This window comes from Sphaerisporangium sp. NBC_01403 (assembly GCF_045040145.1).
Classification (GTDB): Bacteria; Actinomycetota; Actinomycetes; order Streptosporangiales; family Streptosporangiaceae; genus Sphaerisporangium; species Sphaerisporangium viridialbum.
The window spans coordinates 3,965,983-3,992,014 of sequence record NZ_CP109534.1 but is presented as its reverse complement, the minus strand read 5'-3'; the positions used below and the strand labels follow the sequence as shown (position 1 = coordinate 3,992,014).

Genomic DNA, 26,032 nt, shown 5'->3' with positions numbered 1-26,032 from the left:
ATGCAAAGTCTGCATAGGAAAGCGAGGGATTGTCCCTGACTTGCGGGAGAGGGCCGGTTTAATTCCGTGATCGGACTCCTCACGTGCCGGGCAGGCTGACGCGTTCGACCGGCCTGCCCCTCAATCTGCCTAAGGAACGTGGCCCAGCGTCGCCTACTCGTCTTTCACCCGGCGTGCGACGCCGTACAGGGCCGGCCGTCGCAGACGTCGACCACCACGCCATATTTCAGGAAGTACGCCTTCTGCCGACGTGCCGTCGCGTCGGCCCGCGGGTCCTCGTGGGAGTCGGTGCCGTACTGCGGGCCCAGCGGAGGCGTGTTGGTGACCGGGGGAGCGGGTGTGCCGCTGTCCCAGACCACCATGGCCGAACCCGGATAGGGCCGGCGCGGCAGCGCCGGGATGCCCCAGTAAGCGACCACGTCGGGGTTGCGTCCCGCCGCGATCGCGGGCTGGTGGACGCGGGCGCCGATCGTCCGCGCCTCGACCTCGGCGGCGACCGTCGACACCTGGTGATCACCGAACGCCACCTGCATCAGGATGTGGTGGCGCGGCGAGCCGGGAAGCGGGTCGTGACCCAGGTGCTGGGCATACCCGTTGGTCTCTGCCCGATCCCACAGGATCTGGATCAGCGCGAAGCACAGCTGCTGGTCCAGCTTGTCGGGGTAGTACCCGTTCATGACCTGGTGGAAGGGCTGAAAGTCGACGCTCCGGTTGAGCAGCGTGCTGTAGTTCATCCCCGGCACCCCGAGCACGCCCCTGCGCACATCGGGTGACACGGCGACCAGCGCGCCGCCCGCGATGGAGCCCTGGCTGTTGCCGTCGTAGGCCAGGTCCGTGTGCCAGTCGATCAGCGAGCGCCCCTTGCCGTCCTGGAACGCCTTGTCGCTTGCCAGCCCATCCCTAGTGATCATGGTGCGGCCGAGGAACACGAAGTTCAGCAGGCTCTGCTGAAGCCGGTCGGTCACGCTGTCGAAGCGGGAGAAGTCGGCGAACACCCCGCCGACGTTCGGGATGTCCTCGTCCGCCATGCCTATCCACTTGGTGGCGCAGAACAGGAAGTCGTGCTCGCCCGCCATGGCCCTGACGTTCGAGGCCCGGACCTCGGTGATCCTGCCGAGCAGGCCGTGCCCGTACAGGGACGGGCGCGCGGGCTTGGTGAACGCGGCACGCGGGATCTCGCACTGGAACTGGGCGTGCACGTCGTCACCGAGCTGCTTCGGCCTGCCGTACGCGTCGCGGTTCAGCACCGCGCCGGGCGGGGCGCCCGCCTGGTTGAGGTAGTTGGGCACCAGGAACTCGCCCTTGACCTCTCGCGCGATGTTCGCGTCCTGCTCGGGGGTGAAATCGGTGACCGTCGTGACCGTGAACTGCGGCGACCTGCCGCGCAACCGGCCGAGTGCCTGGTCGCGCATCCACAGCACAGGTCCGGCAAGGCCTTGCTCGCTCGCGATGGTGAAGTCCCACGCCAGATAGAGGTTCTCGCTACTCACCCCGGCCCGGGTGAGGTCCTGGAGCGTACGGCGGAGCGCGGGCTGCCGCCCGGCCAGCGGGTCGTCGCCGGGAAGCGTGGCTCCAGCGAGGCGGGTGAACGTCTCAGGCGCGGCGATCAGGGATCCGGAGGCATCCTTGAGGTTCCGGAGCGCGACGGCGTAGCGATGGCCTTCCAGGAAGTTCCTCGCTGGGCGGATGATCAGTGCCTGCCGCGCGGGGTCGGTGGCGTTCGCGTCCAGCTCCGCCCAGTACGGCCAGCGCTCGCCGGTGCGGGTGTCCACGATGACGATCGGGGCGTCCCGCTTCAGAGACCGGCCGACGTCGGTCACCGGAGCGGCCGCGGTCGCGGCGAGGTCGACGCCCGGAACGTGGGCGAGCAGCATCGAGCCAGGTGAGAATCCGTCGGACAGGTTCCATGCCGCCGGATCGATGGCCTTGCCTGCGGCGTTCGCGGGAGTCATCGCGCTGGTCAGGTTGAGCCGGAGCCCCGTAGGCGTGCGGGCGCTCGTCGTGAACCAGTTGTTGGGGAAAGGCAGCAGGCAGTCGGCTCCGGCCATCGGATCGCACCCGGGGGCAGGCGGGGACCCGGTCGGGGTGGATGTGGTCGGGGCGAGTGTGGCTGACGCGGACGCGGCGAGCGCGGGCGAGCCCGCGATCACCGAGGCCATCAGGGTCAAGATCGAGAACGGTCGACGCAAGCGCACATGCCCTCCCGGGTCCGAATTTCTCCGTTGAAGGTGGCACCTGCGTCGAGGTTTTTTGGGGAAATGACCAAATTGCAATCATTCATGGCAGAGCAATCACTTGGCCCGCGTCAGCGGTTCGGGACATCCAAGCCCGGTTGACTCCGGGGGTCCCCGTCGCTGCGGAAGCGGAAAGGTCGCGGGCGGGAATGGGGCCCCTGTTAACAGCCCATTCCCGCCCGTGAGGTGTTCGCCGTGCGTCAGCCGGTGAGGGAGTTCTTGACGATCTCGCCGACCCGCTCGACCGTCGTGTAGTCCCCGGCGGAGACCCGGTTCTTGGTCAGGGCGAAGGCCACTCCCGTGGCGGTGTCGGCGTACGCGGCCGTCCCGCCACTGCCCGCCATCCCGAACACCGTCGGGGCCGGGGACGCGTTCAGCGAGGGGAAGCCGATGTTGTACCCCAGCGCTCGCGTGCTCGGGAACCCGACGACCTCGTCCACGCCGCTCATCGCCACCGAGGTGATCTCGCGCAGCCGCTCGGGCGAGACCAGCCGCACCCCGTCCACCTCGCCGAGCAGCGCGGCGTACATGCGCGCCACGGCGCGGGCGGACATGGTGCCCCCAGCGGGGATGTCGGACGTCAGCACGTCGGCGCGGTTGCCGAAGGCGGCGTCGGGAAGCGCCGCCATCGGCGCCGCCGTGTAACCGTGCACGACCCTGAAGAACGGGATGCCCTCGAGCAGGTCCGCGGTCATCTCGGGCCCGCCCGACGGCTCGTCCAGCCGGGCCAGCGTGCCGAGCTGGGACTTCGGCACGCCGAAGAACAGCTCGTCGGCGACCCCCAGCGGACCCGCGACCTGCTCCCGCAGGACCTGCGAGATCGGCAGCCCGGTGGCGCGGCGGACGATCTCACCGACGATGTAGCCGAACGACTGGGCGTGGTACCCCGTCTTGGTGCCCGGCTCCCACCACGGCTCGGCGTCCGCGACCGCCGCGCACATCTTCTCCCAGTCGCACAGGTCCTCAGGGGTGGTGGCGGCGGGCAGGCCGGGCACGCCCGTCGAGTGGGTCAGCGCGTGACGTACGGTCGCGGCCTGCTTGCCGTGGGCGCCGAACTCCGGCCACAGCTCCACGATGGGGGTGTCGTACGTGAGTACGCCGCGCTCGGCGAGCACGTGCACCACGGTGGCGGTCACCCCCTTGCCCGTCGAGGTGGCGTAGAACGGGGTGCTGGAGATGACCGGGCGTCCGGTCGCCGCGTCGGCGGCGCCCGCCACGGCGTCCACCACCAGCTCGCCTTCCCGGTACACGGCCACCTGCACGCCCGTCTCGGCGCCGGACTCGACGAGCTGGTCGATCGCGACCTGAACCTGCTTCTGCGCGTCACTCATGATCGGTTCCTCTTTCTTGGTTGCGGCATTTCTGGTTGTTGAGACGGCGGGAGCGCCCGGAAGGAATCGCGGCGAGCCGTCAGCGCCCGGAGGCGACGCCGCGCCGCGAGACCGCGACCAGCACGGCGGGCTCCGCCCCGGGGTTGTAGAGCACGTGGACGGGCAGGCCGTGGAGCCAGAGGATCTCGCCGCGTCCGAAACCACGGCAGCGACCGTCTGAGCAGAGCAGCTCGATGCGCCCGCGCTCGACCACGACGATGGCGTCCCGCCACTCGGCCTCGTCGTAGACCCGCGCGCGGCCGGGGGAGACCACGACCGTACGGAGGGCGAAGGCAGGCGGGAGCCGCCTGCCGAGGAAGGACGGCAGGCGGGGGGCGTCGTCCATCACAGAGCCGGCGGCAGGCCGAACAGCGGGAAGTACTGGTCCCCGAACGTCGTGATCTCGGCGATCAGGCCGTCCTCCACCCGCAGGACGCCGAGCCAGGAGGGCCGGTACGCGCTGTCGCCCGCCTTGCGGAGGTACGCCGCGGCCACCGGCTGCCGGTTCGCCCACGTGGGCAGCACCCGCCAGTCGCCCCACGCCTCTGGACCGACCATGGCGGGCGTCCACGCCTCGACGATGGCCTTGCCGCCCCTGATCCAGATCGGCTGCGGCGGCATCGTCTGCCACGCGTCGTCGCGCAGCACCCCGGCCAGGATGGCGGGGTCGGCCTGCTCCACGGCGTCGATGTAGCGCTGCAGCACCGCACGCTCCTCGCGCGTCGGATCCTTGGACGGCGTCCACTCCGACCGCCGCGGCGGCAGATGCTCCTTCAGCGCCGGGCGTGCCCGCTGCAGCGCGCTCTTCACCGCGGTGACGCTGGTCGAAAGGAGCTCGGCGGTCTCCTTGGCGGGCCAGCCGAGCACGTCGCGAAGGATCAGCACCGCCCGCTGCCGGGCCGGCAGGTGCTGGATCGCGGCCAGGAACGCCAGCTCGATCGTCTCCTTGGCGACGACGGTGGCGTCCGGCTCGGCGTCTCTGCCCGCGACGGGCTCCAGCAGCCGGTCCGGGTACGGCTGGAGCCACATGACCTCGGTGGGGGCCGGCGCCGGCGCGCCGGGATCCGCCAGGACCGGCTCCTGCCGGGCCCGCGGGCTGCGCGGGTTGCGGTCGAGGAAGTCCAGGCACGCGTTGGTCGCGATGCGGTACAGCCATGCCCGGAACGTCGAGCGCCCCTCGAAGGTCTCCCGCCTGCGCCAGGCACGCAGGAACGTCTCCTGGACCAGGTCCTCGGCGTCCTCGAACGAGCCGAGCATGCGGTAACAGTGGATCTGCAGCTCCCGCCGGTAGCCGTCGGTGAGCACGCCGAACGCCGCCTCGTCACCGGCCCGCGCCGCGGCCACCACCTCGGCGGCCTCGACCCGGCCTTGCCCGTCCTCGACCTTCTCCACCATTCACCCTCCGCCCTCATGGGGCGCCCCGCTGGACGCACCTGACGGACCTATGACGACGCGCGCCCAGAAAAGGAATCGCTCGAACCGCTTCAGCCCGAGCTTTCCGGTGTGAACAGCCTCATCGGCCGAGGTGGCCGAGGCGGTGTGCGGCTCGGGTCAGGGCCTCCTCGGCCTCGGCGCCGAGCCGGCGCACCAGCTCGCCCGCGGGCACCTCCTCGGCGAGCCGGAACCCCTGACCCGCCCACAGGTTGATCGCGCCGGCGTCGCCCGCCTTCCTGGCCGCCGCCCGCAGCGGGGCGGTCAGGTGGTGCACCTGCGGGTACGCCGAGGGAGCCTCGCCGGTGTGCTCTTCGAGGAAGCGGTTGACCAGCCCCCTCGCCCGCCGGCCGGTGAACGCCCGGGTGACCGCCGTACGGTCGTACGACCTCAGCGCCTCGCGGTGCGCGACGCTCGTACCGGCCTCGGGCGCGAGCAGGAAGGCGGTGCCGAGCTGGGCGGCGACGGCTCCGGCCGCCAGCACCGCCGCGACGCCCGCCCCGTCGGTGATGCCACCCGCGGCCACCACGGGCAGCGGCGTGAGCCGCAGCGCCAGCCGGAGCACGACCAGCAGCCCGAAATCGCCCGCATCGTCGGTGAACCCGCCCCGGTGGCCGCCCGCCTCGATGCCCTGGGCCACCAGCGCGTCGGCCCCGGCCTCGTGCGCGGCCACCGCCTCGTCCGGGGTGGTGACCGTCACGATGACGTACGCCCCGGCCCGGCGCGCCTCCTCGATCACCTCCCGCGAGGGGAGCCCGAAGGTGAACGACACCACCGGCACCCGCTCCTCGGCCACGACGGCCAGCCGGTGCCGCCACTCGCCGTCGTCGTCCACGGGCACGCCCAGCGGCACGCCGTACCGCTCGGCCTCCCCGCGCAGCCGCGCCGCGTACGCGTCCACGGCGGCCTGGTCGGCCTTCTCGGCGGAGGGCACGAAGATGTTCACGCCGAACGGCGCGTCGGTGCGCGCCCGTACGGCGCGGATGCCGGCGCGCAGGGTCTCGGCCGAGTCGTAACCGGCGGCCACGAACCCCAGCCCGCCCGCGGCGGACACCGCCGCGGCCAGCTCAGGAGTCGACGGGCCACCGGCCATCGGCGCCTGGACGATCGGGTGGCGCAACACCGGGAACTCCATCACCCCACCCTAACGACCGCCGGCTCGGCTCCCGTGCGGGCCTGCCACCCGCATTTCCATATTCACGGTTCTCCAAAAATGTGATGCGAAATAGCAGGGAATTCCGTCATCGTTCAACCTATGCAGGCCACCCTCACCATTACTCCGGCGCAGCTTCCCGACGTGCTGTTGCACGTCGCGGTCGTGCGTCCCGTGTTCCTCTGGGGTGCGCCCGGCATTGGCAAGAGCTCGCTCGTACGCGATTTCGCCGACTCGCTCGGCCTCGACTGCGTGACGCTGCTCGGCACCCAACTCGCCCCCGAGGACCTGATCGGCGTTCCCGAGCTGGTCGGCGGGCGGAGCCGCTTCGCCCCACCGGAGGCGATCGCGCGCACGGAGCCGTACTGCCTGTTACTCGACGAGCTCAACGCCTCCGCGCCCGAGGTGCAGAAGGCGTTCTACTCGCTCATCCTCGACCGCCGCCTCGGGACGTACGAGCTGCCCGAGGGCTCGGTCGTGATCGGCGCGGGCAACCGCGCCACCGACAACGCGCTCGCCCGCCCGATGGCGTCCGCGCTGGTCAACCGGCTCGTCCACGTGCACCTGCGCGCCTCCTCGACCGACTGGCTCGTCTGGGCGGCGGCCAACGGCATCCACCCGTGGATCGTCGACTACCTCGTGCAGCGCCCCGACCACCTGTGGAGCGCGCCGCCCAAGACCGAGGAGCCGTTCTCGACCCCGCGCGCCTGGCACATGCTGTCCGACGTCATGCACTCCTATGGTGAGGCGATCGGCGACGAGACCCTCGCCATGCTGGCCTTCGGCACCCTGACCGGCGCGCACGCCTCGGCGTTCCGCGGGTACGTGAAGACCGTACGGCACGCCTACGACCTCGACGCGGTGCTGAAGGGCGACGCCTCATGGCCGCGCCGGCCCGAGGACCGCGACCTGCTGTACTTCCTGTCCGAGACGTTCCGCGCCCGCCTGATCAAGGAGCTGCCCGCCGACAGGCGGGGCGTTTCCACCCGGGGCCGCGAACTGGCCTTCCGGGCGAAGACGCTGCTCGTAGAGCTGGCCGAGATCTCCCTGGAGTGCGCGCAGCTCGTCATCGCCACCGGCCTGGACGGCTCACCGGTGCTCCCGACCTGGTTCCTGGTCGAGGTGGGCCGCGACCTGCCCCGCCTCGTCGCCGCACGGAGCTGAGATGGCCGCGCCCAAGAAGAGGCAGGACCCGTGGCGGGAGGCCGTGGAGCGGGGATGGCGGCTGGCGTCGGCGCACCCGATGTTCCACCACCTCGGCGCCTGCCTCCGGACGGGAGAGCGCGCGGAGTTCGGCCCGCGGGACTGGGCGCTGGCGACCCCGGACGGCCGCGTGCGGCACCACCCCACGCGGCGCGCCGAGCCCGAGGAGTGGGCGTGGGTGTTCGCTCACTGCATGCTCCACCTGGGATTCGGCCACGCGGACCCTCGCTCGGCCGTGCCGCGGGACATCGGCGCGAACGCCGGCGACCGGTGGAACACGTGGCGCTCACCGCAGCACGACTACCGAGCGGCCTGCTGCCTGACCGTCGACCGCTTCCTCCGCACTCTGAAGGTCGGGCGGTGTCCCGCGCCGCTGCCGGAGGAGCTGCCGCGAGAGGACGAGCGCGCGCTGGCCGACCGCTGGCGCATGTTCGGCCTGCCCGCCGAGCTGGCCCCCGCGGGATCGCCGGACTTCTGGATCGGCGAGGAGGAGGAGGCGAAGCGGGAGGACTTCCCGCGCCTGTTCGCCGCCGGCATCGCCCGGGCCGCCACCGCGGGGCTGGAGGCGGCGGGCGGGCCGCGCGGCACCGTCAGGGACCAGGCCCCCGGCCCGTGGGACGCGGCCCTGGCCTGGTTCGTCTCGTCGTACCCGCTGCTCGGCGCGCTGGCCTCGGGAATGAAGATCGTGGCCGACGTGGACGTGGCGCGGGCATGGCACATCTCGATCGCCGCCGTCAACGCGGAGGCCGCCGAGATCTACGTGAACCCGCTGGTCTCCCTGAAGGCCGAGGAGTGGCGGTTCGTCCTGGCCCACGAGATGCTGCACGCCGCGCTCCGGCACGGAGAGCGGGCCGGCGGCCGGGACCCGTACATCTGGAACGTCGCCGCCGACTACGTGATCAACGGCTGGCTGATGGAGATGGGCGTCGGCGACATGCCCGAAGGCCTGCTGTTCGACCAGGCGCTGGCAGGGTCGTCGGCAGAGGGGGTCTACGACCGCATCGCGGTCGACCTGCGGCGGTTGCGCAAGCTGGCCACCCTGCGCGGACGCGGGCTCGGCGACGTGCTCGACCGGCCGCTGCCCCACTCGGGCGGGCCAGGCCGCTACCTCGACCTGGACGAGTACTACCGGCGGGCGCTCTGCACCGGGCTCGCCTATCACCGGGCCGCGGGCAGGGGGTTCCTCCCGGCCGGGCTGGAGGAGGAGATCAGGGCGCTGGACCAGCCGCCCCTGCCGTGGGACGCCGCCCTGGCCCGGTGGTTCGAGGAGCACGTCCCCTCGGTGGACAGGCGCCGGTCGTACGCCCGCGCGTCGCGCCGCCAGGCCGCCACGCCCGGGATCCCGCGTCCCGGGTGGATCCGCCCGGAGGAGCTCGTACGGCGCGCCACCTTCGGGGTCGTTCTCGACACCTCCGGATCGATGGACACCAGGCTGCTGGGCAAGGCACTCGGGGCGATAGCGGCGTACGCGATGGCCCGCGACGTGCCGCGCGCGCGGGTGGTGTTCTGCGACGCCGTGCCGTACGACGCGGGCTACGTCCCGGTAGAGGAGATCGCCCGCCGGGTGCGTGTGCGCGGCCGGGGCGGCACGATGCTCCAGCCGGGCGTCGACCTGCTGGAGCGCGCGGACGACTTCCCCCGGGAGGGCCCGATCCTGGTCATCACCGACGGCTGGTGCGATGCGGTGCGCGTCCGGCGCGAGCACGCCTTCCTGATTCCCGAGGGCGCCCACCTGCCGTTCCGCGCGCACGGCCCGGTCTTCCGCATGTCCTGACCCTTCAGCCACCCGCCCGCATGCGGCGCATGCGGTTCACCTCGGCCGTCTGCGTGACCGACACGTCCTGCGCCAGCTCCTGCACCATGATGTGGGAGCCCTTCTCCAGCTCGTCGGCGGCCATGGTGATGGCGCCCAGGTGGTGGGCGATCATGAGCTGGAGGTAGAGGCGGTCGAAGCCGGCACCGTCGGCCGCCCGCAGGGCCGCCATCTGCTCCGGGGTCGCCATGCCGGGCATGGCGTGGTGCCCGGCGTGGTGCTCGGGAACGCGCTGCCCCTGCTGGCGCAGCCACCGGATCATCGCGTTGATCTCGGGTCCCTGGGTGTCGGCGATGCGCGAGGCCATGCGCTTCACGTCGTCGGAGGCGGCGCGGGTCGCGGCGCCGGCGCTCATGTCGAGCGCCTGACGGTGGTGGACGACCATGTCCTGCATGAACACCACGTCCGCCGCGTTGGCCGAGGGGGAGGGCACCGCGGTCGCCGCCTCGGTGGGGCCGAGTGTCTTCGCCGCCTCGCCGGGCCGGCCCGGGGCGATGACCGGGGCGGTGGAACTCGCCGACGGGGTGGCTGGGGCACTCGCGCAGCCCGCCAGGGCGAGCGCGGCCGTACCGATGACGATGAGGAGCGCGAGGCGCACCCGACCTCCCTGAGGATCACTTGGCGTGCGCGTGCACCCTAACTCGGACGTGATATGTCGGTAAAGGGATCATGTCGGAAGGTTTTGCTGACAAGTTGCACTATGGCTAACTCGTCCTGTCTGGGAGAAAATCTGCCCATCTATGTTCTCCTGTGGCATTAAGTACCAAGGAGGGTCCCTGAGTGTTGTCCATCCCCCGCAGAGGCGGCCTGGCCGGCCGGTTCCTCGTCTTCGTGGGTACGGCGGTGGCCATGGCGCTGTCGGCGATACCCGCTCAGGCAGCGGACATCCCGGGCACCGACCAGATCGTGATGAGCCCGAACGTCCAGCACGTGACGAACGTGCCGAAGCCCGCGAGCATCGCGGCCACCATCAACACCGACATCGCCTTCCAGGGCAACTACGCCTATGTCGGTAACTATGGTGGCTTCTCCATCTATGACATCAAGAATCCGAAGAAGACCTCCGTAGTGAGCTCGGTGGTCTGTCCTGGTTCGCAGATGGACCTGTCCGTCTACGGTGACCTGCTGTTCGCGTCCGTTGACTCGTCCCGGTCGGACGACTCCTGCGGCAGCACGTCGCAGTCCGCGTCGGTGAAGGAGTCCTGGGAGGGCATCCGCATCTTCGACGTGAAGGACAAGAAGAACCCCAAGTACATCAAGTCGGTCGAGACCAACTGCGGCTCCCATACCCACACCCTGGTCCCTGACAAGAAGCACGGCAACGTCTACCTGTACGTCTCCTCGTACAACCCGTCGGCGAGCTTCCCCGACTGCCTGCCGCCGCACGACAAGATCTCGATCGTCAAGGTGCCGCTCGGCAACCCGACCTCGGCCTCGGTGGTGGCCACTCCCGTCGTCTTCCCCGACGGCGGCAACGAGAGCCAGCCGGGCCTCGCCCTCCCGACCAGCGGCTGTCACGACATCACCGCGTACGTGGAGAAGGGCATCGCGGCCGGCGCCTGCATGGGTGACGGCGTGCTGTTCGACATCAGGAACCCCGAGGACCCGAAGGTGACGGCCAGGATCACCGACCCGAACTTCGCCTTCTGGCACTCGGCCACGTTCAACAACGCGGGCACGAAGGTCGTCTTCACCGACGAGCTCGGCGGCGGCGGCGCGGCCACGTGCAACGAGGCCACCGGGCCCAACCGCGGCGCGGACGCGATCTACGACATCGTGAACGGCCAGCTGGTGTTCAAGAACTACTACAAGATCCCCCGCTACCAGGCGGACTCGGAGAACTGCGTCGCCCACAACGGCTCGCTGATCCCGGTGAAGGGCCGCGACATCATGGTCCAGGCCTGGTACCAGGGTGGGGCGTCGGTCTGGGACTTCACCGACTCGGCCCACCCCGAGGAGATCGGCTACTTCGAGCGCGGCCCGGCGGCCGAGGGCTCCGGCGGCTTCTGGTCCGCCTACTACTACAACGGCTACATCTACGCGAGCGACTTCAACAGGGGCTTCGACGTCATCAAGATCAACGACAGGCGTACGAACTCGGCGAACGGCGTCCAGGTCGACCGTCTGAACACGCAGACCCAGGGTTCGTACCGCGACCGCGGCCACGGCGACTGGGTCTGGAGCGACGAGGACTGACAGCGGCCCGAGGCGGGGGTGCGTCCCCCTGCCGCTGCCGAATCGACGGCCGGGGCGGCCTTCTCCCACCGCCCCGGCCGTCCGCCGTTCTCCGGGGTGCGCGGCCTCTGCCCGGCCGGGCGACGTCACCGGGCCGGTGTTTCCGCCGCGTAAACGTTGCCGGCGGCCGTTGCGCGAGCATGCCTGCTTCCCGGTAAGGTTTCATGCGGCTCGGTGTTACCGTTGGTAACGCCTCGCTGGCGTGGACTTTCCCGCGTACCGGCTCCGGACCCCTTTGAGGAGTGATCGAGATGGCGGAGAGCTCTGGCGGCTTCTGTCCGGAGATGGGCGACGACGTCCGCGAGGTACGCGACTGGGTGCACGAGTTCGCCGCGACGGTGATCCGCCCCGCCGGCGCCGAATGGGACGAACGCGAGGAGACCCCCTGGCCCGTCATCCAGGAGGCCGCCAAGGTCGGGCTGTACTCGCTCGACTTCTTCGCCCAGCAGTGGTTCGAGGAGAGCGGACTCGGCATCCCGGTGGCGTTCGAGGAGATCTTCTGGGGTGACGCCGGCATCGGCCTGTCCATCGTCGGAACCGGCCTCGCCGCCGCCGCCCTGTCGTCCAACGGCACGCCCGAGCAGATGGGGGAGTGGCTCCCGGAGATGTTCGGCACCGTCGACGACGTCAAGCTCGGCGCCTTCTGCGCCTCCGAGCCCGACGCGGGCTCCGACATCGGCTCCATCCGCACCAGGGCCGAGTACGACGCGGTGAAGGACGAGTGGGTGCTCAACGGCGTCAAGACGTGGGCCACCAACGGAGGCATCGCCAACGTGCACGTCATCGTCGCCTCGGTCGACCCCGCGCTGCGCGCACGCGGCCAGGCGTCGTTCGTCGTCCCGCCGGGCACGCCGGGGCTCTCGCAGGGCCAGAAGTTCAGGAAGCACGGCATCCGCGCCTCCCACACCGCCGAGGTCGTCCTCGACGACGTGAGGGTGCCGGGCCGCTGCCTGCTCGGTGGCAAGGAGAAGCTGGACGCCCGCCTCGCCCGGGTACGCGAAGGCGGCAAGAGCGGCGAGCAGGCCGCCATGCGCACGTTCGAGACCACGCGGCCGACCGTCGCCGCGATGGCGGTGGGCATCGCCCGCGCGGCCTACGAGTACGCCCGCGACTACGCCCGCGAGCGGGAACAGTTCGGCCGCAGGATCGGCGAGAACCAGGCCATCGCCTTCCTGCTGGCCGACATGGCGACCAGGGTCGACATCGCCCGGCTGATGACCTGGCGGGCGGCGTGGATGGCGCGCAAGGGGCGCCCGTTCGAACAGGCCGAGGGCTCGATGTCGAAGCTGGTGGCGGGGGAGACGGCGGTGTGGGTGACCGAGCAGGCCATCCAGATCCTCGGCGGCGCCGGCTACACCCGCGAACACCCCGTCGAACGCTTCCACCGCGACGCCAAGATCTACACCATCTTCGAGGGCACCAGCGAAATCCAGCGGTTGCTGATCGGCCGAGCGGTCACGGGCTTGCCCGTACAGTGACGTTTCCGCACGTCAGAGCCCTAACGTAGTGATCGAACGGCAGCCCTCGACGGCCCAGTCAGCCCCCGAACAACGTTTCCAGTTCAGACAGCTAAATGCGCGTCTCGTGGCGGGGCGCGCAACCGAGCATTCATCCGCCCGGCCACGGGCGTATTCGTGCGTCCGCCCTGGCGTTCGTCTCGGTGCGCTGAACTTCCGACTTGGTCATTTCCCCCGGAAACCCGATTTATAGGACACGTCGGGCTTCCCGTCGCTTCTGAAGGATGTGCCATGGACCACCGCCCAGCCCGCGGTCGCGGCCCCCGTGCACGGCTCGCGCTCAGCGTGGCTGCCGCCCTGGCGGTCGCCGGCCCGCTGTCGATCTCCGGAGTCGCCGCGGCCGACGCGCCCCCCGCCCTCTCGTCCGACCGCGTCACAGCGGACTGGACGACGCGGACCGTCGCGCCCGGCGTGGAGGTGCGCACCGGCACGCTCAGGAACCCCGCCGCCGCGCCGAGCTGGACCGTCACCGTGCAGGCCCCCGTCAAGGCCCGCTTCACCGGCGCCCAGGCCTTCGCCACGGTCGGGACGGAGGCGTGGGCCACCGAGACCGCGGACCGTCTGCGCGCCGCCGGCTTCGAGCCGGCCGTGACCCGGGTGCCGTGGCCGGACTACGCCGACACGCCGCGCGGCCTGATGGGCGTGCGGGTCCGCGTCGGCTCCTACCCGGTCCAGGCGGCCGCGAACGACGTGGCCGCGCGGGTGACCGCGGCCGGGTTCCGCACCGCCGTCGAGTGGACCGGCTACGACGCCGACCAGCCCGCCGACGTCGAGAACATCAACATCGCGGTGATCGACCCGCACCGGTTCCGCGGCTCGGTCACGGCCACGCACAACGGCAACGTCGCCCAGCGCCAGACGACGTCCTCGGTGGCCGCCAAGCTGGGTTCGCTGGTGGGCGTCAACGGCGGCTTCTTCCTCACCTCCGACGCCGACGGCGTCCAGGGCACCTCTGCGGGCGTCAGCGTCCACGACGGCGAGCTGGCCTCGATGGCGGCGGGCTCACGCGCGGCGCTGATCCTGCAGGACGGCGGCCGTCGCAGCCGGATCGCCGACCTGGCCATCACCGCCACCGCCCGCGCCGGTCGCTCGTCCTACGCCGTCCAGGGGATCAACCGGACACCGGGGCGGGTACGGAACTGCGGCCGTCCCGGCGCGCTTCCCACCGCCGAGCCGCGCCAGGACCTCACCTGCACCCTCGCCGACGACCTGGTCAAGTTCACCGGCGAGTACGTCCACGCCCTGCCGTCCGGCGCGGGCGTCCAAGTGGTGCTGGACGCCAAGGGCCGCGTCGAGTCGGTCGGCGACCGGGGCGGATCCGTCCCACCTGGCCGTACCGTGCTCCAGGGCACCGGCGCGGCGGCCGGCTGGCTCACCGCCCACGCCGTCGTGGGTGAGCGGGTGTCCGTGAAGGAGGAGGTCCGCGACGCCGACGGCCGCCAGGTCAGGCTCGGCCGCGGCGACAGCATCGTCAGCGCCGCGCCGACGCTGGTGGAGGACGGGCGGATCCACATCGACGCCGCCACCGAGGGCACCGTCGACCCGGCGGACCTGTCCTTCGGGTACGCGTGGGCGAACAACCGCCAGCCCCGGACGATGGCCGGCATCGACCGTCAGGGACGGCTCCTGCTGGTGACCGTGGACGGCCGGCTCAGCGGCGGCAGCGAGGGCTTCACGCTCGCCGAGGGCGCGGCTTTCATGCGGTCGCTCGGCGCGGTGCGGGCGCTGAACCTCGACGGCGGCGGCTCCTCGGCAATGGTCGTGGGCGGCGCGCTGGTCAACCGCCCGTCCGACGCGGCGGGCGAGCGTCCCGTGGGGGACACGATCCAGGTGCTTCCCCGCTGATCTTTGATCGCGTTCGAGGAAATGGGATGCCGACGTCGCGTACGACGTCCAGCAGCGTCCGATGTGCTCGCACATCGGACGCTGAGCGGCCTAGATGGTGCGGCAAATCACGGCCGGCATACGGACAGGGGAATCGCGAACCTAATCCGGCACGAACCCCAGCCACGGCAAGGTGCACGGCCATGGGGTCATGCGCGAAAGGTGTCGCCGCAAGCCGCATGACCGGGAAACATGCTCTCCATCTCGGAGGCTCGACGCCATGATTTTGTTCGTGGGAACTGACCGCACTTGCTCGTGAGTTTTGACCGCGCTTGGTCGCCGTAAGCATGATCGATGTTCGCGAGAAGTGACCGCACTTTGGCTGGCGGGCGAACAGCAGCCGGTCGGCCAGCCCAGCGCCGTCGGGGCGGTGCACGCCGGCGCACACCCCGGTTAGGATCTCCAGCACGATGCCGCGGGCGTGCAGCTCGTCCTCGACGAAGACCAGCAGCTCCTTCATCGATCGGGCCACCCGATCCGGTTTGTAGATCACCAACGTGTCGCCGGGCTGCAGCCGGTCCAGGGCGGCGCGCAGCTTCGGCTGCTCGCCGCGGGTGCTCGCCGTCTCCACCACCACCTCGCGGCAGTGCGCTCCGGCGAGGGCGTCGAGCTGGGACTGGTGGTCTTGGCCGCGGGTGGATACCCGGGCGTATCCGACCGGTGTGTCGGCACCGGGGTTGCGGGACGTTTCCGAGACGATGCTCGGCATGACGACCGCCCCCGTAAGGGGCTACTCCTGCGGCCCGAAAATCTCCTCGACGAACAGCGCTGTAGGCAGGTCGGACAACGCCTGGATCCGCACCTAACCGAGTGCCGGCGGGTGCTCGGCTGGACGGCGTCCCCAGGCCGAGATCAGCGGCGCGAGTGTCAGGTCGAGTTTGCCCGCGTGGATGGCGGCCAAGTGCGCGTCGATCTCGGCGTCGTCGGCCAGGCCGGCCGCGAGCAGCTCGCCGCGCACGTGCCGGATGGTCGCCGCCTCCAGCCGGTCGCAGGCCAGCCCGCCGACCGGGAAAGAGCCCGCCGCGGCGACATCTACCAAGCCGGCCTCACGCAATGCCCGCGGCAGTGTCCGGCCGTAGCGCAGGTCCGCGCCGCGGCGCGTCAGCAGCTCCCGGACCGCGTCGCGCAGCCGGTTGGCCCGCCGCTGCGCCGGGCCGCTGTCGTCCAGGCATGCCAGTGGCTGCAGAGCGGTATCGGCGTCCTCGACCAGCAGCCAGCCGCCGGGCCGCAGCGCCGCCGCCATCGTGGCCAACGCCCGAGCCCGGTCGGGTACATGGACCAGCACGAGCCGGGCGTGCACCAGATCGAACGTCCCCGGCTCCGGGGGCGGATCAGCGGCGACGTCGTGCCGGCGCACCTCGTACCCGCCGCCTGCCTTCAGCCACGACGGGTCGATGTCCGTGGCCAGCACGTGCCCGGTCGGACCGACGGCCGCCGCGAGCGCCTCCGGGATACTGCGGCCACCGGCCCCCACCTCCCAGCAGCGCGAGCCAACCCTGACCCCCAGTCGATTGAAGTGCCCCCGCGTCACACCGTCGAACAGCTCGGCCAGCCAAACGAATCGCTCGCCCGCCTCGGCGCGCGCGTTGTCCAGCAGGTACCCGCGGGCGGGAGCGGGCTCTCCACCGAGCGCGGTAGTCCCGCCTATCGGATCCGGTCGGCCACCGACGTGCGGCGGGCGGGGAGAGGAGGTCATCACTACATGGTCACCTCCCCAGACCACCAGCGCCACGACGACGGGAGAGGGATATCTCACACAGCCAGCGAACCCCGCACGTCCTACAGCACGGTTCTGCACCGTGACGCGCCGGAAGGGGTACGTGTATTCGGCCCCCACAGCCAGCGCACCAGGCGCGGGACAGCGCGCTGACCGGACTGTCGGCTAGGGCCGGTTCGACCTCGTACCGGACGCCTTCGATCACGACGTAAAGTCGGGGCCAGCGGATCCAGCAGATGCACGTCCCCGTTCATGACGGGTGGTACCTCTTCTCCAGTTCGGGATCCGGGGCGCGCCACTCGCAGGGCTTGGCGCCGGTGGCGACGTCGCGGTGCTGTTACGCGACGCGCACACCGGTCGATGGGCCTTAGCGTTGTTTTTTCGCTGGAAGCTACGGGTGGCCCCGTAGGCGGGGTGGCCGACGTGGGCCAGGAGCGATGGCGACAGCCTGGCGGGGTCTGCGGCGAGCCGGTCGGCGGTGTCGAGGCTGATGGCGCCTTTTCTTCCCTTTCGGTGAGGACCTGGAACAGCAGCTCGGCGCCGCGGCGGTCGAGTTCCATGTAGCCGAGCTCGTCGACGCAGAGCAGGTCGACGCGGCCGTAGCGGGCGATTGTCTTGGTCAGCTGTTTGTCGTCGGCGGCCTCGACGAGCTCGTTGACGAGCTTGGTCGCCAGGGTGTAGCGGACGCGGTAGCCGGACATCGCGGCCTCGGTGCCGAGCGCGATGAGCAGGTGGGACTTGCCGGTGCCGGAGTCGCCGATCAGGCAGAGCGGCAGGCCCTTTTTGACCCAGTCGCAGGTGGCGAGGGTGTTGATGACGGCGGGGTCGATGCTCGGGTTGGCGTCGAAGTCGAAGGAGCGCAGCGATTTCTCCCGGGGGAACCCGGCGGCCTTGATGCGCCGCTCGGAGCGGCGGCGAGCGCGGTCGTCGCACTCGGCCATGAGCAGTTCGGCGAGGAAGCCACGGTAGGACATCCGCTCGCGGGCGGCGGCCTCGGCCAGCTCGGGGAACTGGGCGCGGATGGTGGGCAGGCGCAGCCTCCGGCAGGCCTGGTCGACGGCGGCGTCGGCGGCCTGCTCGCCCGGCCTCCGCCCTGACCTGCGGCTTCCGCTCGGCGACGTAGGCCCGGACCACGGGATAGGACACATCCGCCATCCCGTGCTCGTCCATCAGCCGGTGCCAGATCCGCGTGACGGTGTGCCGCTGCTTGCGCGGCGCGTCCAGGTCCGCCTTCAACATCTCGTCGATCGCAGGCTTGAACGGATCCAGCTTCGACGCCCGCGGCGGCAGCTGCTTCCGCGGCTCAGGCCACGCAGATGACAGGGCCTTGACGATCGTCCGCCGTCCGACCCGGTACTTCTTCTCGATCGCACGGCCCGACATCCCCGCGCGGGCATCCCGGCGGATCGCGGCGTAGAGCTCGACCTTCGAAGGGGGCATGGGGACGCTCCTTCATCACGAAGCGCATCCAGCGTCTCACCGTAAGCCACACTGTGCGGTCAAAACTCATGAACAACGACTTCACCGGAACAGGACCGCGGTCACACCCGGCGAGCAGTCAACTCTCACGAGCAGAACCAACGCCAGGCGCAGAGCAAAGATCTATCAGTGCAGCGGAACGTACGGCTCCCACAGGGCAGCGAGCGCCGCCACGGCCGTGAGGGCCGTGAGCTGCATGACCACGATGCCAATGCGTCGGCGCCGCCAGGCAACGACCGCACTGACGATCAGGACTAAGGCCATGACCGCGTAGGAGCCGTACGCGACGGTGGAGCGGAAGGTCATCTCCGCCTGCCACTGCGCGGGAGTGGGGTCTCCGCCCGAGCAGAGCACGGTGGCGCCGTCGCACAGCACGCCGCGGTTGCGTGCCCAGTTGATGGCGAACCCCGTGGCCATCAGCAGGGCCAAGTTCATCATCAGCACTGCGACGGCGGCGACGGTGCGCCCGAGTAGGTCGTCCGTCTTCACGGGCTGAAGCCTAAAGGTCGCGCGGGCCCGACGGGCTCGCCTGCGTATCCATGATCAAGTCCGGATCCATGGAGTTCGAAGACACCTTCTCTCACCCATGAGGTGGTGAGACGGGGAGGGCGGCCGCATCATCGGCGCGTCCGCCGGTTTCGTTGGATTCACGGCTGTCGCTACCGGAACCCTGGGTCCGTTGCCGCGGACCTCGCGCGAGAACGTAGACGAACAGGACCGCCATGACCACTGCGCCTGCCCACATGGCCTGCTGCCAGCCGTCGACGAAGGACTCTTGGGCGGCTCGGGTCAGCGCCTGCGCCTGGGGGCCGACCCCGTCGGCGGCCGCGAGGGCGTTGGCGACGCCCTCGCGGGCGGCGTCGGCGGCGTCGTCCGGCACTCCGTCGAGCCGGGAGTCGATGGCGCCGCGGTAGCCGGCGGTCAGGACCGCTCCGAGCAGCGCGACACCGAGCGCGGTGCCGAACTCCCGGGTGACGTCGTTGAGCGCGGACGCGACACCTTGACGCTCACGCGGCAAGGCGGTGGTGATGGCCTCGGTGGAGGGCGTCATCGTCAAACCCATACCGAGTCCCATGGCGAGCATGCCGGGGAGGATTGAGAGGTAGCCGCCGTCGACGGAGACGAAGGTGGCCATGAGGACCAGCCCCGCGCCGCCCAGGAAGATCCCTGAGGCCATCGTCGAGCGGCTGCCGATGCGCGCGGCCACCTGCGGGGCGAGGCCGGAGGCGAACATCATCAGCAGCGCCATCGGCATGAGCGCCAGGGTGGAGCGAAGGCCGGACCAGCCGAGCACCGCCTGGAAGTACGGGAAGAGGACCACGAAGATCCCTGCCTGCACGCCGAAGACCGTCAAGAGCGACACGGAACCGCTCGCGAGACCTCGCTCGCGGAACAGGCGGACGTCGAGGAGTGGAGCCTGTCGGCGCAGCTCCCATGCCACGAAGCCGACAGCGGCGATGACGCCGACGAGGAGGCTCAGTAGCGTCGCGGGCGCGGTCCAGCCTCGTTCGGGGCCCTCGTGGAGGAAGAAGACGAGCCCGACCACCGCGACCACGGACGACAGCGAACCGACGGCGTCGAACCCGTGCCCTGACGCCTCGCGCGAGCTCGGGATGGATCGCAGCGCCATGACGATGGCGACGACGACGAGCACGACCGGCAGGACGAAGAGCCACCGCCAGCTCGCCAGGTCGACCAGGACGGCCGACAGGTACATCCCCAAGATGCCTCCACCGCCGGCGACGCCGGTCCACACGCCGATCGCCTTGGAGCGCTCCTCGTCCGGGAAGGTCGAGGTGATGACGGCGAGGGTGACCGGCATGATCATCGCTGCGCCTACGCCGCTCAGGAAACGCGCGGCGAGCATGATCTCGGACGACGTGGCAAGGCCGGCCGCCGCACTCGCCATTCCGAAGACGAGCAGGCCTGCGAGCAGCACCGGCCTGCGGCCCCACCGGTCGCCCATCGCGCCGAGCGGCAGGAGCAACGCGGCCAGACTGATGGTGTAGATGTTGATGAACCACAAGACCTCGGTTTGCGAGGCGTCGAACGCGACGGTGAGCTCCGGCTGGGCGACGTTCAGCCCGGACACCGAAGCGATGACCGCCATGAGCGCGATGCAGACCCCGACCAAGATCGTACGTCGTTGTCGTGGGTCTTGGATGGTCGGGTCGGGGGCTCCCGCGTCTGGGGACCGGTTCGTACTCATGGGATTCCTTTCAAGAAGGCAAGGGGAATCGGCGCCGGAGCAGCGGGCCCTGGCGCTGTCGGATGGTGTGATTACCGGCGTCGGGTGGCGCGCACGACGACATCGTGGAGGGGGGCCGCTCGGCCCCCGTGGCCGGTGAGCGTGCGGAGGTGCTCTTCGGCGGTGACGATCTCCCACTCCATGCCGTCCAAGCGCGCGGTGATGGCCGCGGAGGTGGCCGACGCTTCGGCAGGAGGGTGGTGCCCGTGGCCGGTAGAGCCCGGGGTGTGCAGGTGCCCCACGATGAGCAGCGTGCCGCCGGGAGCCACCCATCCGGCGATGCGGTCGTAGAACTCCAGCTGGGGCATCGCCGGGTGGGCGTAGTGGGTCATGACCAGGTCGAACTGCGCGCCCGGGCTCCAGACGCTCAGATCCGCCTCAACCCACTGCAAGCGCTCGGGGGCCCCGCTCGTCGCCGCGCGCTCGGCAGCGCGAGCGAGGGCCTCGGACGAGATGTCGGCTGCGGTGACGTGCCAGCCGTGGGAGGCAAGCCAGATCGCCTCGGCACCGCCGCCGCACCCCGCATCCAGTGCCGTGCCCGGTGTCAGGCCGCTGGTCTCACGAGCGAGGTACGGGTTCGGCGGGTTGCCGCCCATGGATCCGGGGCCCCCAGCTCGTCCCTGTTGCCAGTGCCGCTCCCAGAAGTCCTTGTCGAATCCGTGCGTCATAGGTCGTCCTCCTCGTTCGCGATGATCGCTCCGCCGTAGCCGGTGACCTCGTCGCGGCCACGTGCCAACAGCTCCGCCGGGCTCACCCGCGCCGGCAGATCGTGCACCCCCCTATGCGGGTGCGTTCCTCGGTTCGTTCTTCATGGTGCTGATAAAGAAGGCGGATGTGCAAACGTTGTTGCCGAATGGCAAAATGGCGGGATGGATGAAGCCATTGACCGCACTCTTGACGCTGTCGGACCGAGGTTGAAACGCCTTCGGCTGCATCGAGACGTCACGCTCGCCGACCTCGCGGAGGAGACCGGCATCTCCACCAGCACCTTGTCCCGGCTCGAGGCGGGCCTGCGACGTCCCACGCTCGAGCAGCTGCTTCCGCTTGCTCGCGCCCACGGGGTCACACTCGACGAGCTCGTCGATGCGCCGCCGACCGGCGACCCCCGCATCAATCTGCGTCCCATCCCCTGCGGCGACGGCTCGGTCATCCTGCCGCTGACCCGTAGGCCCGGAGGAATCCAGGCCTACAAGTTCGTCCTCCCGACCGGAAGCGACGACGCCGAACCCGACCTGCGCACCCACGAGGGCTACGACTGGGTCTATGTCCTCAACGGAACGCTCCGCCTTGTACTCGGGGAACACGACCTCATCCTCAAGCCCGGGGAGGCCGCGGAGTTCGACACGCGCACCCCGCACTGGTTCGGGGCCACCAGCGCTGGTCCCGTCGAGTACCTGAGTCTCATCGGGAAACAAGGCGAACGCGCGCACGTCCGTGCGGCACCGAGACATGGCCTGGCCGTGTAAGAAAGGTCAGGGACCTCACGAGAAGTAGCGATCCTGGGAACCGCCCGCTCTGCCTTGAGAGGTCGACGCGAGCTGGGCCGGAGCCGTCCGGCGCGAACCGTTCGATTCCTGGTCATCTGGCAACTCGGCGAATGGGAGCGGCGACGTGGATCCGGTGATCGTCGAACAGCTCGGCCGTGATCATCCGCTCGCCCGGCATCTGAACGACTGAACCACCTCACCCGAGGGCGCCCGCAACCTTCGTCTGATGTAAGTGACGGAGGGTGCTGATGTGATGAATGGGGACGGTCGGATCCCGCCACGCGGTGCTCGAAATATCCAGGTCAAGGATGCCTCGAACGAGTTTCAATCCTTGCGGACAGAGCAGGGGAACCGGCGAACGGGCCTAAGGATGAATATTTACCATGACTACAGCACGTGATTTCATGCACCCGGGCTGTGAGTGCTTGGGGATCAACGAGAACCTCACCGACGCGTCCCGGCGGATGGCCGAACTGAAGGTCGGTGCCTTACCGATCTGCGGTGAGGACAACCGGCTCAAGGGGATCATCACCGACCGCGACATCGTGGTGAAGTGCATCGCCAAGGGCAAGAACCCAGCCGAAGTCAAGGCCGGCGACCTCATCGAACAAGCCCATGTGTGGTGTATCGATGTCGACGCGGACATCGACGAGGTACTGCACCAGATGGCCGAGCACAAGATCCGTCGCTTGCCTGTGCTGGAGAACAAGGAACTGGTCGGCATCATCAGCCAGGCCGATCTCGCAACGCAGCTGCTCGAGTTGGTGGAAGCCATCTCCGGTTCCTCCCAGTGAAAGACGCGGCAACGACCCACCAGCCACCACGAGCACAACGGAAGGGAGGTGAGACCGGCCGTCGAGGAACCGACCGGCGAATCGGAAACGCAGGGCGAGGGGACGGCCACGGAAGTCCACCGGGTCAAGGCCGACCGAACTCGACGGGATCCTGCCGGCAAGGGGCAGGACCCCGTCTCGTTGGGCTGGGGAGCGAAGACGACCTGTGCGAAAGCGCGCGCGGGGACACAGAAGGTCAGCGACCAACCCGCTCGGCGTTCGGGTAGGAGTTGACTGGGTGCTGTTCAGCGGAAGCTTGCCGGAGGAAGCCACTCGAGCCCCGGGTGCCGATGATGGGAAGCCCTGCTGTTCCAGCGCCGTTCCTGGACCGGGAGCCGGAGAGGGGCGCAACCAGTGGTCATCGCGGTATCCCTGGGCGCGGCGTGCCTTCTCGGTCTGGGCTACGTCGCCCAGCAGCACGCGGCGTATCGCGAGCCGCTTGGGGAGATGCTGCGCCCGCGCCTGCTGCTGGACCTCGTTCGCACGCCACTGTGGCTGGCCGGGATCGGCCTGATGCTGTGCGGTCAGATCCTCGGCGCGGTCGCGCTGCGGGTAGAGGGGCTGGCACAGGTGGAGCCCCTTCTCGCGACGAACCTGCTGTTCGCCTTGACCGCCGCGCACGTGATCTACCAGGAACGTTTCGGTCTCATGGAATGTCTGGGCGCGGTGCTGGTGAGCGGAGGAGTGGCGCTCTTCCTGTTCTCCGGGCAACCATACGGAGGGCATCTGCCTCATCCGAGTTCCATGCGGTGGCTCGCGGTGCTTGTGGCGGTCGTGGTCGCCGCCGGGTTCGTCCTGTTCGGACTCCGGCGTTCTCTCCAGAGCAAGGCGATGTCGCTGGCGTCCGCCGCCGGAGTTTTGTACGGACTTCAGGATGTGCTCACCCGCAGTTCACTGCTCACGATGCGCGAGGGACTGCACGCCGTCGTCGCGACCTGGCAACCGTACGTCCTGCCCTGTGTCGCCGTGGTGGGGCTGTTCCTCAACCAGAGCGCGTTCGACGCCGCACCGCTTCGGATCTCGCTGCCGGCCACCACCGCCGCGGAACCGATCACCGGGATCGCGCTGGGCGTCGCGATCTTCGCCGAGCACCTGCGGGTCACCCCGGGGGCGCTCGCGGCGGAGGCGGCCGGCCTGGTCGCGATGGTGACGGGCATCGTCATCCTGGGGCGGTCCCCGTTCTTGGCCAAGTCGGAGCGGGACGTCGTGCGGCACCCGGATGGGGACGGCACGTGATCGCCGTGGTACTGGCGTTGCTCGCCGCGGCGAGCAACGCCGTCGCCTCGGTGCCGCAACGTCGCGCGGCACGGTCGGTGCCTGTGCGGCTGGGGTTCCGGCCCGCGCTCATCCTGACTCTGAGTGGGTGATGGCTGCCATCGCGACCATCCGGCCCGTGGGTCCTCCCCGAGGCGACGGGCATCGGTCTGATCATCTATGGCAGCTTCCTGCTCGCCCAGTCCGCGCAGGTGGAAGGTCCGCCGGAGCGGACATGAGAGCGGCCACGGCCGGCATCGAGGTGAACAGAGCCGACGCCCGGGCGATCTGGAGGTCGCGTTGCCGTTCGTCCCGCAGCCGGTCCAGAGCGTCGAGCAGAGCCGCGGCGTCGGGGGCGTGAACGCTGAACCCCGCCCGTGCCATCGCCAGCGCGCCGTCGCGACCGTGACCTGGGATGGGCCGGTAGGAGACGACGGGCAGCCCCGCCGCGAAAGCCTCCACGCAGGTCAGCCCCGCGGCGTTGTCTACCAGCGCGTGAGCCGCCGACATGAGCTCCGGCACGTCGTCCCGCCAGCCGAGCGCCAGCACCGTCCCACCACCGCCCAGACGGTTCCGGAGCCGGGCATTGTGCCCGCACAGGACGACCGGCCTGTAGCGGCCGGAACTCGCCAGGATGCGCGCGGTCTCGGTCACGGCTCCCACTCCCCACGAACCCGCGGACACCAGGACCAGCAGGTCACCGGGGTCGGCGCCGATCCGGGCCCGTGTCCTCGCGCACTCGGCGACACGTGGCCGGAACCTCGGTCGTACGACGGGGGCCGTGCACAAGGCCGGCCGTCCGGTCATGGCGGTGATGTGCCCGGTCATGGCGGGGTTCGGGCAGAGGTAGCGATCATTGCCCGGATGCAGCCACAGGCGGTGCACAGCGAAGTCGGTCACCAGCACCGTGCTCCGCGCCCGGATTCGGCCGCGCCGTCTGAGCCACCCGGTCACCTGGGCGGCGAGGTGGAAGGTCGAGACGACCTCGTCGGGCCGGTGGCGGCCGGCCAGACGGCCAAGGGGAGCCGCCGCCAGGAGCGTCAGCGGCGATGTCGACGGCGCCCGTTTGGCGACGAAGAAGAGCTGGTAGGTGGCCTCATAGAGCCACGGCGCGTGCCTGATCACCCATTGGTACCCCGAGCGCAGCATCGGGCCGAGCCGGAGCGGGAGCAACTGGAGGACATCGATGATCTCGGCCTCGGCACCATCGGCGACCAGCCGCCGGGCCAGCTCGGCGGCGACCCCGTCATGGCCGGCGCCCATGCCCGCGCTCAGGATCAGCACGCGCCGGCCCGCCGTCACCATCGGTCTCCGTCGGGCCTGAGACGATGCGACCCGCCGCGCTGCCGACGGCCCTGGTGGGGCTGGCACTGCTGCATGCCGCCCCTGCGGGGACCTGGCTGCCCGCCGTACGGCGCCGGCTGCCCGGCCTGGCGGGCGTGGGAAGCGCCGATCACGTGGCGCTGACCTTCGACGACGGACCCGACCCCCGTTCCACCCCGCGCTTCCTCGACGAGCTCGAACGGCTCGGGTGCCGGGCCACGTTCTTCGTTCTCGGTGAGATGCTCGAACGCCACCCCGAGCTTGGGCATCGCATCGTCGCGGACGGGCACGAGATGGCCGTGCACGGCTGGCGGCACGTCAACGCCCTGGTGATGTGCCCGGGCCGTGTCACCAACGAGATCGGCCGGGCGTCCGCCCTCGTGCGCGCGGTCACCGGCGCGCCCCCGGCGTGGTACCGGCCGCCGTACGGCGTGCTGAGCGCCGAGACGCTGGTCGCCGCCCCCGCGCGAGGACTGCGCCCGGTGCTGTGGACCGCGTGGGGCAAGGACTGGACCGCCACCGCGAGCCCGGCCTCGGTGCTGGCGGCCATGGCGCCCGGACTGCGCGGCGGCGCGACCCTGCTGCTCCACGACTCCGACCACACCTCGGCCCCCGGCTCCTGGCGATCGGGGCTCGGCGCCCTGCCCGCGCTGGTGGACCGATGCCGTTCCATGGGACTGCGCGTCGGGCCGTTGCGTGATCATGGCGTCACAGGGACGGCCGCCAGGGGCCGTCGTGACCCGGGAACGCTGCGACAGGCTGACCACGGCGCTCCTCCTTGATACGGCTCGAAATCACCATCTCCGCCGGCCCGTGCCGTCAAACCGCCGTTCGGCCTCATGGACACGAAG

The 26,032-nt window shown here is 70.4% G+C and carries 23 protein-coding genes; 10 read left to right on the top strand and 13 right to left on the bottom strand.

All coding sequences use genetic code 11. The annotated features are described in order from the left end of the window. Positions 1-164 precede the first annotated feature (164 nt). From OG589_RS18165 to OG589_RS18145, 5 genes are all read right to left on the bottom strand, one after another. Positions 165-2,159: a hypothetical protein gene (locus OG589_RS18165; RefSeq protein ID WP_405152066.1), complete on the bottom strand. Its 1,995-nt coding sequence runs from the start codon at positions 2,157-2,159 to the stop codon at positions 165-167. A gap of 275 nt (positions 2,160-2,434) precedes the next feature. Next, positions 2,435-3,565: a serine hydrolase domain-containing protein gene (locus OG589_RS18160; protein WP_405150551.1), complete on the bottom strand. Its 1,131-nt coding sequence runs from the start codon at positions 3,563-3,565 to the stop codon at positions 2,435-2,437. Between the two features lie 79 nt (positions 3,566-3,644). Next, complete coding sequence (locus tag OG589_RS18155; protein ID WP_405150549.1) at positions 3,645-3,950, bottom strand: hypothetical protein; 306 nt, start codon at positions 3,948-3,950, stop codon at positions 3,645-3,647. After that, positions 3,950-4,999: an RNA polymerase subunit sigma-70 gene (locus OG589_RS18150; RefSeq protein WP_405150547.1), complete on the bottom strand. Its 1,050-nt coding sequence runs from the start codon at positions 4,997-4,999 to the stop codon at positions 3,950-3,952. The genes OG589_RS18155 and OG589_RS18150 overlap by 1 nt, the downstream gene beginning before the upstream one ends. 118 nt (positions 5,000-5,117) lie before the next feature. After that, the gene (locus OG589_RS18145) at positions 5,118-6,170 is read right to left on the bottom strand and encodes a nitronate monooxygenase (RefSeq protein ID WP_405150546.1); all 1,053 of its coding nucleotides are present in this window, start codon (positions 6,168-6,170) and stop codon (positions 5,118-5,120) included. A 120-nt stretch (positions 6,171-6,290) separates the two neighbouring features. Here OG589_RS18145 and OG589_RS18140 point away from each other — a divergent pair, with 120 nt between their 5' ends. Next, positions 6,291-7,352, top strand: coding sequence for an ATP-binding protein (locus tag OG589_RS18140; RefSeq protein WP_405150544.1), 1,062 nt, complete (start codon positions 6,291-6,293; stop codon positions 7,350-7,352). Between the two features lies 1 nt (position 7,353). Next, a complete protein-coding gene (locus tag OG589_RS18135) occupies positions 7,354-9,165 on the top strand; it encodes a DUF2201 family putative metallopeptidase (RefSeq protein ID WP_405150542.1) in 1,812 nt (603 codons plus the stop codon). Between the two features lie 4 nt (positions 9,166-9,169). On the opposite strand, the gene OG589_RS18130 is transcribed toward OG589_RS18135, so the two are convergent. After that, positions 9,170-9,802: a DUF305 domain-containing protein gene (locus OG589_RS18130; RefSeq protein ID WP_405150541.1), complete on the bottom strand. Its 633-nt coding sequence runs from the start codon at positions 9,800-9,802 to the stop codon at positions 9,170-9,172. Between the two features lie 185 nt (positions 9,803-9,987). Between OG589_RS18130 and OG589_RS18125 the strand changes: the two genes are divergently transcribed. From OG589_RS18125 to OG589_RS18115, 3 genes are all read left to right on the top strand, one after another. Further along, positions 9,988-11,400, top strand: coding sequence for an LVIVD repeat-containing protein (locus tag OG589_RS18125; RefSeq protein WP_405152065.1), 1,413 nt, complete (start codon positions 9,988-9,990; stop codon positions 11,398-11,400). A gap of 290 nt (positions 11,401-11,690) precedes the next feature. After that, the gene (locus OG589_RS18120) at positions 11,691-12,917 is read left to right on the top strand and encodes an acyl-CoA dehydrogenase family protein (RefSeq protein WP_405150540.1); all 1,227 of its coding nucleotides are present in this window, start codon (positions 11,691-11,693) and stop codon (positions 12,915-12,917) included. A 270-nt stretch (positions 12,918-13,187) separates the two neighbouring features. Then, the gene (locus OG589_RS18115) at positions 13,188-14,801 is read left to right on the top strand and encodes a phosphodiester glycosidase family protein (RefSeq protein ID WP_405150538.1); all 1,614 of its coding nucleotides are present in this window, start codon (positions 13,188-13,190) and stop codon (positions 14,799-14,801) included. Here OG589_RS18115 and OG589_RS18110 read toward each other — a convergent pair. The 6 genes from OG589_RS18110 to OG589_RS18085 form a co-directional block, all read right to left on the bottom strand. After that, positions 14,734-15,549 carry a recombinase family protein gene (locus tag OG589_RS18110; protein WP_405150536.1) on the bottom strand — a complete coding sequence of 272 codons (816 nt, stop codon included), beginning with the start codon at positions 15,547-15,549 and terminating at the stop codon, positions 14,734-14,736. The two genes, OG589_RS18115 and OG589_RS18110, sit on opposite strands and share 68 nt — an antisense overlap. A gap of 93 nt (positions 15,550-15,642) precedes the next feature. Next, a complete protein-coding gene (locus OG589_RS18105) occupies positions 15,643-16,596 on the bottom strand; it encodes a methyltransferase domain-containing protein (protein ID WP_405150534.1) in 954 nt (317 codons plus the stop codon). Positions 16,597-16,619: 23 nt separating this feature from the next. After that, the gene (locus OG589_RS18100; protein ID WP_405150532.1) at positions 16,620-17,705 is read right to left on the bottom strand and encodes an ATP-binding protein; all 1,086 of its coding nucleotides are present in this window, start codon (positions 17,703-17,705) and stop codon (positions 16,620-16,622) included. 457 nt (positions 17,706-18,162) lie between these two features. Beyond that, the gene (locus OG589_RS18095) at positions 18,163-18,525 is read right to left on the bottom strand and encodes a hypothetical protein (RefSeq protein ID WP_405150531.1); all 363 of its coding nucleotides are present in this window, start codon (positions 18,523-18,525) and stop codon (positions 18,163-18,165) included. A gap of 91 nt (positions 18,526-18,616) precedes the next feature. Further along, positions 18,617-20,245, bottom strand: a complete 1,629-nt coding sequence (locus OG589_RS18090) for an MFS transporter (protein ID WP_405150529.1) — start codon at positions 20,243-20,245, stop codon at positions 18,617-18,619. 71 nt (positions 20,246-20,316) lie between these two features. Continuing rightward, positions 20,317-20,952, bottom strand: coding sequence for a class I SAM-dependent methyltransferase (locus OG589_RS18085; RefSeq protein WP_405150527.1), 636 nt, complete (start codon positions 20,950-20,952; stop codon positions 20,317-20,319). A 201-nt stretch (positions 20,953-21,153) separates the two neighbouring features. Between OG589_RS18085 and OG589_RS18080 the strand changes: the two genes are divergently transcribed. From OG589_RS18080 to OG589_RS18065, 4 genes are all read left to right on the top strand, one after another. Then, complete coding sequence (locus OG589_RS18080; RefSeq protein ID WP_405150525.1) at positions 21,154-21,750, top strand: helix-turn-helix domain-containing protein; 597 nt, start codon at positions 21,154-21,156, stop codon at positions 21,748-21,750. 404 nt (positions 21,751-22,154) lie between these two features. Continuing rightward, complete coding sequence (locus OG589_RS18075; RefSeq protein WP_405150524.1) at positions 22,155-22,565, top strand: CBS domain-containing protein; 411 nt, start codon at positions 22,155-22,157, stop codon at positions 22,563-22,565. Between the two features lie 393 nt (positions 22,566-22,958). After that, the gene (locus OG589_RS18070) at positions 22,959-23,840 is read left to right on the top strand and encodes a DMT family transporter (protein WP_405150522.1); all 882 of its coding nucleotides are present in this window, start codon (positions 22,959-22,961) and stop codon (positions 23,838-23,840) included. Then, the gene (locus OG589_RS18065) at positions 23,837-23,971 is read left to right on the top strand and encodes a hypothetical protein (RefSeq protein WP_405150520.1); all 135 of its coding nucleotides are present in this window, start codon (positions 23,837-23,839) and stop codon (positions 23,969-23,971) included. Before OG589_RS18070 ends, OG589_RS18065 begins: the two co-directional genes overlap by 4 nt. A 61-nt stretch (positions 23,972-24,032) precedes the next feature. On the opposite strand, the gene OG589_RS18060 is transcribed toward OG589_RS18065, so the two are convergent. After that, complete coding sequence (locus tag OG589_RS18060; RefSeq protein WP_405150519.1) at positions 24,033-25,163, bottom strand: MGDG synthase family glycosyltransferase; 1,131 nt, start codon at positions 25,161-25,163, stop codon at positions 24,033-24,035. A 23-nt stretch (positions 25,164-25,186) separates the two neighbouring features. Between OG589_RS18060 and OG589_RS18055 the strand changes: the two genes are divergently transcribed. Beyond that, a complete protein-coding gene (locus OG589_RS18055; RefSeq protein ID WP_405150517.1) occupies positions 25,187-25,963 on the top strand; it encodes a polysaccharide deacetylase family protein in 777 nt (258 codons plus the stop codon). Positions 25,964-26,032 lie beyond the last annotated feature (69 nt).